Origin of the sequence: Paracoccus homiensis, assembly GCF_900111675.1 — a bacterium.
Taxonomy (GTDB): Bacteria; Pseudomonadota; Alphaproteobacteria; order Rhodobacterales; family Rhodobacteraceae; genus Paracoccus; species Paracoccus homiensis.
Genome location: NZ_FOHO01000005.1, coordinates 234,679 through 244,826 on the forward strand (window position 1 = coordinate 234,679; position 10,148 = coordinate 244,826).

Annotated in this window: 8 protein-coding genes and 1 pseudogene; 6 read left to right on the top strand and 3 right to left on the bottom strand. The window is 63.4% G+C overall.

Annotated elements, in window-relative coordinates; all coding sequences use genetic code 11:
• Window positions 1-77: 77 nt before the first annotated feature.
• From BMX67_RS09585 to murJ, 3 genes are read left to right on the top strand one after another with little or no spacing between them, the layout of a single operon-like run.
• Window positions 78-1,286 (top strand): penicillin-binding protein activator, encoded by a 1,209-nt coding sequence (locus tag BMX67_RS09585; protein ID WP_090734379.1) that lies wholly within the window; start codon window positions 78-80, stop codon window positions 1,284-1,286.
• Window positions 1,287-1,333: 47 nt separating this feature from the next.
• A complete protein-coding gene (locus tag BMX67_RS09590; protein ID WP_425438976.1) occupies window positions 1,334-4,072 on the top strand; it encodes a [protein-PII] uridylyltransferase in 2,739 nt (912 codons plus the stop codon).
• 6 nt (window positions 4,073-4,078) lie between these two features.
• The gene (murJ, locus tag BMX67_RS09595) at window positions 4,079-5,611 is read left to right on the top strand and encodes a murein biosynthesis integral membrane protein MurJ (RefSeq protein ID WP_090734385.1); all 1,533 of its coding nucleotides are present in this window, start codon (window positions 4,079-4,081) and stop codon (window positions 5,609-5,611) included.
• Between the two features lie 42 nt (window positions 5,612-5,653).
• Here murJ and BMX67_RS09600 read toward each other — a convergent pair whose 3' ends face one another.
• Window positions 5,654-6,355, bottom strand: a complete 702-nt coding sequence (locus BMX67_RS09600; RefSeq protein WP_090734387.1) for a rhomboid family intramembrane serine protease — start codon at window positions 6,353-6,355, stop codon at window positions 5,654-5,656.
• Between the two features lie 75 nt (window positions 6,356-6,430).
• Between BMX67_RS09600 and trpS the strand changes: the two genes are divergently transcribed.
• The gene (gene trpS, locus BMX67_RS09605; protein WP_090734389.1) at window positions 6,431-7,462 is read left to right on the top strand and encodes a tryptophan--tRNA ligase; all 1,032 of its coding nucleotides are present in this window, start codon (window positions 6,431-6,433) and stop codon (window positions 7,460-7,462) included.
• A 195-nt stretch (window positions 7,463-7,657) separates the two neighbouring features.
• Window positions 7,658-8,263, top strand: coding sequence for a sulfotransferase family protein (locus tag BMX67_RS09610; protein WP_175479866.1), 606 nt, complete (start codon window positions 7,658-7,660; stop codon window positions 8,261-8,263).
• A 129-nt stretch (window positions 8,264-8,392) separates the two neighbouring features.
• Here BMX67_RS09610 and BMX67_RS19865 read toward each other — a convergent pair whose 3' ends face one another.
• Together BMX67_RS19865 and BMX67_RS20045 are read right to left on the bottom strand one after the other, a co-directional pair.
• On the bottom strand, window positions 8,393-8,833 hold the full coding sequence (locus BMX67_RS19865; protein WP_245739372.1) for a hypothetical protein: 441 nt from the start codon (window positions 8,831-8,833) through the stop codon (window positions 8,393-8,395).
• A 506-nt stretch (window positions 8,834-9,339) separates the two neighbouring features.
• Window positions 9,340-9,402: pseudogene (locus tag BMX67_RS20045) on the bottom strand (hypothetical protein); the annotation flags it as partial.
• On the opposite strand from BMX67_RS20045, the gene BMX67_RS19870 reads away from it, so the two are divergent.
• On the top strand, window positions 9,403-10,059 hold the full coding sequence (locus BMX67_RS19870; protein ID WP_245739374.1) for a hypothetical protein: 657 nt from the start codon (window positions 9,403-9,405) through the stop codon (window positions 10,057-10,059).
• Window positions 10,060-10,148: the final 89 nt, after the last annotated feature.

Consider the following 10,148-nt stretch of genomic DNA (forward strand, 5'->3'; position numbering starts at 1 on the left):
TTGCCAATCGCAGGTTCAGACCATACCCTGCCACCCGAAACCCGCCGACATCAATTTATACAGCAGGGAATTTTCACATGTTCGCATCCGTCACAAGCCGGGAACCCACATGGCTGCGTCGCGCGGCACTGCGCGCGGGCGCGGTGATGTCCGCCTTTGTCATCGCCGCATGTCAGCCGACCGGCGGCAGCGACATCGCGGCAGGTCCCGAAACCGGCCAGCTGATCGACCCCTCGCAGCCGGTTCAGGTGGCCTTGCTGGTGCCGGGTGGCACCGGGGCGCCGAACGTGGAATGGCTGGCCCGCAGCCTGAAGAACTCGGCCCGGATGGCGGCGACGGATGCGCAGGGCGCGACCATCGATCTGCGTATCTATGACACCGGCGCGGATTCGGCGCAGGCCGTCGCGCAGGCGAATGCGGCTGCCGATGCCGGGGCCAAGATCATCATCGGCCCGCTTTACGCCGAGGCCGCGAATGCCGTCGGCAACGCCATCGCCCCGCGCAACATCAACGTGCTGTCCTTCTCGAACAATTCCGAAATCGCGGGCGGCAACGTGTTCATCCTTGGCAACAGCTTTGCCAATGTCGCCGACCGGCTGGTCGGGTACGGCGTCAAGCAGGGCAAGAAGAACGTTTATGTCGTTGCGGAAAATGACGTGGCAGGCCAGATCGGTGGCCGCGCCATCGAAACCGCCATCGCCCGCAACGGCGCGCGCCTGGCCGGGCGCAGCAACCATGCCGTTTCCGTCAGCGGCATTGATGCCGTGACCCCGCAGATCACCGCCGCCGCCGCCAGCGGCAAGGTCGACGCGATCTTCATGACCGCCAACAATCAGGCCGTTCTGCCCTACCTGACCGAAAAGCTGACCGCCGCCGGGATCAATTCGCAGGTCTCGCAATTCATGGGGCTGACCCGGTGGGACGAACCCGCCTCGCGCATTTCGCTGGCGCAGCTGCAAAACGGCTGGTTCGCGATCCCCGATCAGGGCCTGAAACAACAATTCGAAGCCCGCTATCGCGCCGCCTATGGCGAAGAGCCGCACGAACTGGCCGGGCTGGCCTATGACGGGGTGGCCGCGGTCGCCTCGCTGGTGCGGGCGGGCAAGCGGAACGCGGTCACCTCGACCGGGCTGACGCAAAGCTCGGGCTTTTCGGGCGTGAACGGCGTCTTCCGCCTGCGCAATGACGGCACCGCACAGCGCGCGCTGGCCGTTGCCGCGATCCGGGGCAATCAGGTCGTGATCCTTGATCCGGCACCCAAAGGCTTTGGCGGCTACGGGTTCTGATCTTGGCGCAGACCGACACGGCCACCTTCGTGCAAAGCGCCCCGGCACTGCCCGGGGCGAATGCGATCTTCGACCCCGATCAGTTCCTGCCGCTGCTTGATGCAGCGTTGCAGGGGCAGGATCAGCCGCGCGACATACGCAGCCGGACCGTGGCCCTGCTGACGGAAACGCGCAACACCGCGATGGCCGATATCAATGCGGGCTTCGCCGGCCACCCCCGCGCTGCGCGGGAAACGGTCCGCGCCATTGCCGCGCTGACCGATGGCATCGTCACCGCCATCCACCACGTCGCGACCACCCATCTGCACCCGCTTCATTCCGCGTCCGAGGGCGAGCGTCTGGCCGTGTTGGCCGTCGGCGGTTATGGCCGCGCGGAAATGGCCCCGGCCTCGGATGTGGACCTGCTGTTCCTGACGCCCTACAAGATCACCCCCTGGGCCGAAAGCGTGGTCGAATCCATGCTGTACATGCTGTGGGATCTGAAGCTGAAGATCGGCCATTCGATCCGCACCATCGACGATTGCCTGCGGCTGGGCACCGAGGACATGACCATCCGCACATCGCTGGTGGAACATCGCCATGTGACCGGCCACGCCCCGCTTGCGCAGGAACTGCGCGACCGGCTGTGGTCCGACCTGTTCGAAAAGACCGTTCCCGAATTCATCGAGGCCAAGCTGGACGAACGCACCGCCCGCCATCAACGGCAGGGCGGCCAGCGTTACGTGCTGGAACCGAATGTCAAAGAGGGCAAGGGCGGACTGCGCGACCTGCAGACGCTGTACTGGATCGCGAAATATATCCACCGCGTCGACCGCGCCGTCGAGCTGGTCGATCTGGGCGTGTTCAGCCGCGACGAACATCTGGCCTTCTGGCAGGCCGAGGATTTCCTGTGGGCCGTCCGCTGCCACCTGCATCTGATCGCGGGCCGACCCGTCGATGTCCTGTCCTTCGACATGCAGGTCGAGGTCGCGCGCCGCATGGGCTATGCCGATACCTCGGCCCGGCGCGGCGTCGAGTATTTCATGCAGGATTATTTCCGCCACGCCACCCGCGTGGGCGAACTGACCCGTGTGTTCCTGACCGAACTGGAGGCCCGGCACGTCCGCAACGCCCCCTTCCTTGGCCGGTTCTTCCGCCGCCGCCGCAAGTTGAAGGCCGGTTTCGTCGATCAGCATGGCCGTCTGGCAATCCAGAGCGAGGCCGAGTTTCTGGCCGATCCGCTGAACATGCTGCGCCTGTTCGAAGAGGCGCTGCGCACCGGCATCCTGATCCATCCCGATGCGATGCGCGTGGTTGCGGCCAATCTGCACCTGATCGACGAGAAGGTCCGCACCGACCCCGAGGCGATCCGCATCTTCATGGATCTGCTGCTGAAACACGGCAACCCGGAACGCAGCCTGCGCCGGATGAATGAACTGGACGTGCTGGCGACCTTCATCCCCGAATTCGAACCGGTCGTGGCGATGATGCAATTCAACGTCTATCACCACTATACCGTCGACGAGCATTCGATCCAATGCGTCGCCGCCCTGGCCGAGATCGAGCGCGGCGAACATCCCGAAGACCTGCCCCTGTCCAGCGAGATCATGCAGGATGGCATCAATCGCAAGGTCCTGTATCTGGCGGTTCTTCTGCATGATATCGGCAAGGGCCGCCGCGAGGATCACTCGATCCTCGGCGCCCGTCTGGCCCGCCGCATCGCCACCCGCTTTGGCCTGGCCGCCGAGGATGTCGAAACCGTCGAATGGCTGGTCCGCAATCATCTGCTGATGTCGGATGTGGCGCAGAAACGCGACATCTCGGACCCGCGAACGCTGCGCGATTTCGCCAAGGCGGTAAAGACCCGCAAGCGTCTGGACCTGCTGCTTGTGCTGACCGTCTGCGACATTCGCGGCGTCGGGCCCGGCGTCTGGAACAACTGGAAGGCCGCTCTGCTGCGCCAGCTGCATCAGGAAACCGCCGCCGCGCTGGAAAGCGGGATGGAGGAACTGAACCGCGACCGCCGCCAGAACGACGCCAAGCGTTCGTTGAAACATCTGCTGGTCGCCAAGGGCTGGGAAGCCAAAGAGATCCGCGCCGAAATCGGCCGACACTACGACAATTACTGGCCGGGCCTGCCGACCGAAACGCAGGGCGTCTTTGCCGAATTGCTGCGCGGTCTGGCCGAGGATGACATCCGCATCGACCTGCGCGCCGACCACGACCGCGATGCCACCCGCGCGGCCTTTGTGCTGGCCGACCATCCGGGCATCTTCTCGCGGCTATGCGGAGCACTGACCCTGACCGGGGCGAATGTCGTCGATGCCCGAACCTATACCACCCGCGACGGCTATGCGACGGCGGTCTTCTGGGTGCAGGACGCCGAGGGCCATCCCTTCGCCGAAGATCGCCTGCCCCGCCTGCGCCAGACCATCCTGCGCACGCTGAAAGGCGAAATCGTGGCCCAGGATGCCTTCGCCAGCCGTGACAAGCCGAAAAAGCGCACCCGCGAGTTCAAATTCCCGACCCATGTGACCTTCGACAATGAAGGCAGCGATATCTATACCATCATCGAGGTCGATACCCGCGACCGTCCGGGCCTTCTTTACGACCTGACGCGGACGCTGGCCTCGAACCACATCCAGATCGTCAGCGCGGTGATTGCCACCTTCGGCGCGCAGGTGGTGGACAGTTTCTACGTCAAGGATATGTTCGGGCTGAAATTGCACAGCGGCACGAAACGCGAGTCGCTGGAAAAGAAACTGCGCAAGGCCATCGCAGACGGGGCCAAGCGGGCAGAGGAATAACGACAGATGAAATCGGGACTGGTGCGCGGATTCCTTTCGGTAGGGATCTGGACCTTCATTTCGCGCGTCTCGGGCTTTGTCCGCGACATCCTGATGGCCGCCTGGCTGGGCACCGGCCCCGTGGCCGAGGCGTTCCTGATCGCGCTGTCTTTGCCCAACATGTTCCGCCGCTTCTTCGCCGAGGGCGCGTTCAACACCGCCTTCGTGCCGATCTTCTCGAAAAAGCTACAGGATCCGCAGGACGCCCAACGCTTTGCCGCGCAGGCGTTTTCGGGCCTGTTCACGGCGGTTCTGATCCTGTCGGCCATCGCGATGATCTTCATGCCGGTTCTCGTCTGGCTGATGGCATCGGGCTTTCAGGGCGACGCGCGCTTTGCGCTGGCGGTCGAATATGGCCGCATCACCTTCCCCTATATCCTGCTGATATCGCTGGCCTCGATGATTTCGGGCGTGCTGAATGCGAATGGCCGCTTCACGGCGGCGGCGGCGGCCCCCGTGCTGCTGAACCTGCTGTTCATCGTCGCCATGGGGCTGGGCCGCTGGCAGGGATGGGATCTGGGCCTGACGCTGGCCTGGGCGACGCCCGTCACCGGCATCTCGCAACTTGCACTGGTCTGGTGGGACGCGCATCGCAACGGCTGGACCTTCTGGCCGCGCCGCCCGCGACTGACACCGGACATGCGCCGCCTTCTGGCCGTCGCCCTGCCTGCCGCCTTCGCGGGCGGCGTGGTGCAACTGAACCTGCTGATCGGCCGCCAGGTCGGATCCCGCTTCGAAGGCGCCATCGGCTGGCTCAGCTATTCGGACCGGCTGTATCAGCTGCCTCTGGGCGTCGTCGGGGCGGCGGTCGCCGTGGTACTGCTGCCCGAACTTGCCCGCCGCCTCCGGGCCGAGGATCACGCCGGCGGCCAATCCGCCTTCAGCCGCGCAACCGAATTCGGACTGTTCCTGACCCTGCCCGCCGCCTTCGCGATCGCCGTGATCGCAGAGCCAATGGTCGCCACCCTGTTCGAACGCGGCCAGTTTAGCGCATATGACACGACCCAGACCGCAAAGGCGCTGATCGTCTACGCCCTGGGCCTGCCCGCCTTCGTGCTGCAGAAGATCCTGCAACCGCTGTATTTCGCGCGTGAAGATACCCGCACGCCGTTCCGCTTCGCCGCCTGGTCGATGGTCGTGAACGCCGTCGTGGCCTTTGGCCTCATGCCCTTCATCGGCTTCCTGGCCGCCGCCCTCGGCACCACGATTGCCGCCTGGGTCATGGTGCTGCAACTCTGGCTGGGCACCCGCAGCATGGGTCAGGCCGCCCGTCCCGATGATCGTCTGCGCCGCACCACGCCACGTATCCTGCTGGCGTCGATCCTGATGGCCGCGGCCTTGTGGATCGCCCGCGACTGGCTTGCCGGGCACAATATCGGGCGCATTCCGGCGCTGGCGATCCTCGTCTTCGGGGGCGCCGCGCTCTATTTCACGCTCAGCTTCGCCACGGGTGCCTATCGCCTGTCGGAACTGAAAGCGGCCACCAGACGCAGCCGCTGAGGCTTCTTCTTTGTCCAAATACCCAAGGGGGCAACGGCCCGCTCAGCGCTGCCTGATCTGGTGCAGAACGCGGGCCACGCCACCATCGACCAGCAGAAAGCTCAGCCCAAAGCCGACCGCAAAGCCCGCGATCTCGGCGATCCAGCCATAACCGGCATTGCCGAACACGATGCCAAAGACCAGCTGGAACAGCAGCAGCATCCCGATCAGGGTAAAGGCGCGCATGCGGTTCGCATTGGCCGCCGCCAGCCGGGCCCACAGCAGGAAGGTGAAGGCACCAACCAGACCGTAGACCGCCGGGTATCCGCCGATCAGCGGCGCTGGCCGGCCGGGCAGAAACGACATCGCCACCGTATAGACCAGCGCCCCGCCGATCGCCGATCCCAGAAACAGCGCGATCACCGCCCAGGGCCGGAACGCGCGGGCGACCATATTGCCAAGCGCCAGGGTAAAGGCCAGCACGAACAACGCCTGGGTCAGGGAATAGTGCACAAAGGAATAGCTGACGATCCGGTACAACTGCCCGAAATCGACCTGCCCCAGCGACCACATCCGCATCACCATTTCGGGCGCAAAGGCGCTTTGCTGCAACCCTGCCAGCCGCAGGCCGACCCCTTCGGCCCCGCCGATCAGCCCCAGCCGACCAAGGCCGAACACCGCCTCGCTGGCGATGACTGGCAGCGCAAGGATCCAGACCGCCATCGGCAGCGGGTTCAGGGGGGATTCGTGAATGCCGTCTCGCATGGGCTTTCCTTCGCGGTTGCGCTGTTTGCGGCCAACAGCTAAGCCAGCGGCATCAAAAATCCAAGCAGGCCAGATATGAGCGAGACGACCAATTCGCGCTTCACTCCGCGCATCTTCTCGGGCATCCAGCCCTCGGGCGGGTTGACGCTGGGGAATTACCTCGGGGCCCTGAAACGCTTTGCCGCCTTGCAGGGCGATCAGGCGCAGACGATCTATTGCGTCGTCGATCTGCACGCGATCACCGTCTGGCAGGATCCCGAAACGCTGCGCCGCAACACGCGCGAGGCGACGGCGGCCTTCATGGCGGCGGGTGTCGATCCGGCGCGCTCGGTTCTGTTCAACCAAAGTCAGGTGACCGCCCATGCCGAACTGGCATGGCTGTTCAACACGGTCGCGCGGGTCGGCTGGATGTACCGGATGACCCAGTTCAAGGACAAGGCCGGCAAGAACAGCGAAAATGCCAGCCTGGGGCTGCTGGCCTATCCGGCGCTGATGGCGGCCGATATTCTGGCCTATCAGGCGACCGCCGTTCCGGTGGGCGAGGATCAGAAACAGCATCTGGAACTGACCCGCGACATCGCGGCCAAGTTCAACCACGACTACAAGGTCGAACATTTCCCGATCACCGAACCGCTGATCGAAGGTGTCGCGACCCGCGTCATGTCGCTGCGCGACGGCACCAAGAAGATGTCGAAATCCGACCCTTCGGATGCCAGCCGGATCAATCTGACCGATGATGCCGATGCCATCGCCCAGAAGATCCGCAAGGCCCGCACTGATGCCGATCCCTTGCCCGGCAGCATCGATGGCCTGAAGGATCGCCCCGAGGCCCGCAACCTGGTCAATATCTACGCCGCATTGGCCGACGAGACCCCCGATCAGGTTCTGGCCCGGTTCGAGGGTCAGGGTTTCGGCGCCTTCAAGCCCGCACTGGCCGAGGTTGCCGTCGCAGCGATGTCGCCCATCACCGCGAAGATGAGCGAATACATGGCCGACCCGGCGGAAATCGACCGCATCCTTGGCAAGGGTGCCGAACGCGCCAGCGAGATCGCCACCCCGATCCTTGAACGCACCAAGGATATCATGGGCATTCTGCGCAGCCGCTGACCCGACCCGTCACCGGCAACCCACTGCCGGTGACGATCGCGCCCGCCGGTCGCCGCCCACCGGTTCCGGCGTCGTCTATCCACAACCTCACCATGACCCCGCATCGACCCTATGCACACATCCCCCACCCTTGGATGTTTGAGCTTTTCGTCGATGCGCCTATCATCACCGGGTTCAACGGTGGTGAGGTATGTGATGAAAGTTTTTTGCATCGGCTTCCAAAAGACCGGGACCAGCACGCTTGATCGGGCTCTGAAAACGCTGGGTCTCAGCGTCGCGGGCTACCACCCGTTCCGCCCCTTCGCTGCCGATCCGGACGTCACCTTCGCGAAACTGTGGCAAGCGGCAAGACCCATCGCACATGCCCATGACGCAGTGCAGGATACGCCCTGGCCGCTGCTCTACCGCGAACTTCATCGGGAATTTCCCGACGCCAGGTTCATCCATGTGGTCCGCGACGAGCAAAGCTGGATCAAAAGCGCCGCCCGCGATTTCAGAAAACACAGGAACGAGATCCACCGCCTGATCTATGGAACGGAAAATCCGCTGGGAAACGAGAACGCGTGGGTTGCACGCTATCGCAGACATAATCGGGACGTGGCCGACTATTTCAAACGCCGTCCAGATCAATATCTGCGGATCGAACTCGAGGGGCCTGATTACGGCTGGCCGGCGATCTGCGACTTCCTCGGCCAGCCCGTACCACAAGCCCCTTGGCCCCACGCCAACAAAGCCGGTACGAAAGAACGCAAGGCGCTTCTGAGACGAAACCTCGCACGTCTAAAACGCCTTTTCACATAAAGGGCAGCCTCATCCCTGCCCTTTACGTGTCGCGAAATGCCGAAGGGGCACCTCTGCGCGGCTTTGGGGCCTCAATGCTTGCGTTCGAGCAGAATCGCCAGACGAGATACGGCAAGCACGCTGGCAATTTCACTCATCCATGATGTCGAAGTCATCTTCTTCGGTCGAAGGCTTGCTGCGCCTTTGTGGCTTCGGCGCACCTGTCCTCTTCTTTCCTAGAGCGTAGTCCGCCATGGAGGGAGACGGGTGGCCGGGAAAGCCTTCCCCGAAGCCCCGCACCATCTTTTTGTAGCTGAGGCCCAATGCAGACATCTTGCAAAGCTCGCGCCCATCGGTCCCGTCCTTGAGCACGAGGCCGCCACCCTTGGGCGCCACTTCAAGACCGCGCTCTTTGAAGCTGTCGATAAATTTGCCCCACGACCGGCTCTCATTGTAGATGCGCTGCGCAAGCGCAGCGAGTGCATCCGCATCATCCGGCGTGACGGCTTTCGCAAGCTGCCCGCCCCGGAACTCGGTGCAGCCTGCCGGATTGGTCTGAGAAACGACACTCTCGACAGCTGTCTCGGGCAACGTCGCGGCAGAGGGTACTTGGCCCGAAGGAGCAAAACTAGCTCGGGAAGAACAGTCTCCCAAGCATCTCGACGCGCGTAGTGTGCGTATTGCTCGTCACCATCCGACTTGCGCCACTGGACCACAGCTCCGACCGCACCCGAAAGCAAGGCCTGCCCCGGAGGATACTCCCATGACTTCGACATGCGTCCTACAAGGCGGCCATGCCGGTCCAGCAACTCCCAGTTTGGGGCTCGGTAGTCCAGGTGCAACGGGTCACCCACCCGGCATTCCTGGATTGCCCGGTGAACCTCGTGCCGATCTCCCTGGCGACCGGCATATGACAGGTCGGCATGCTTTAGGTTCGGCAGATGGTAGACCCTCGAAGGTAGTCCTCCAGCCGGGAACTGCGGCTCGACCTGTCTCTCAACGACGCAGGGAGTGCCGGGTTTCAGGAAGGCATGCTCGCTCGACGCCATAACGATCAGGCCCTTTTGGGCACGTGTCATCGCGACGTAAAAAAGTCGGCGCGGAGCATTGCGGTCTTCGTTCTTCGATGCCCGGTCCCAACCGCCATCCAGAATAGCCACATGATCGAACTCAAGCCCCTTAGCCCGGTGCGCAGTCAGCAGCAGCAGGCCGCGCTGCTCGCCGCGTGTTTCTCGGGACCATTCGGCCAGCCAGTCGACGATATCAGGTACCGGCATAGTCTTTGTCTTCAGCTCTCTCGCCAGCTCGGCGGTGCCTTCTGCCAAAAGGTCGACCCACTTGTTGCTAGGCTGCTCGTTGAGGAGGTCAATGATGTCGGCAACGCCCAGCAGCTCTCCCTGTCGCCGACGCAGACTTTCAACAAGCGCCTGCGTCTCGCGCAGTCGCCAGATATTTGGCAGGTCCTGATTGGCCATTTCGACCTTGATACCCTGCTTTTCAGCATAGGTCCGGACAGCGCCATGCCGCTTCCAGTCACGAGAGATGATGGCGGTACGGGCCCAAGACAACTCCGGATCCAGTTTCGACAGCCGCACCATCTCGTCGACGGCAGCGATCGCCTGTGGCACATCGCCAGAAGGGACATTCAGCAGCTGAACCCGGCCCTGTCCAACCCCATCCACCTTTGCGAGGACACCCCCCTCTGGATCACCCCTGCGATCTGCGTTGATCCTGATGTCATGATCCACCTTCATCCGATCCGGCGCCGCCGAAATCACCGCATTGGCCGCCGCAATGATGTGGTTGGTGGAAGGTAATCTCCCCCGATCTTAAGGGGATGCGGAAGTAGAATTTTCTCGGCAGGATGAACGAGGAGATTCCGATGAAGAAGACACGATTCACCGAG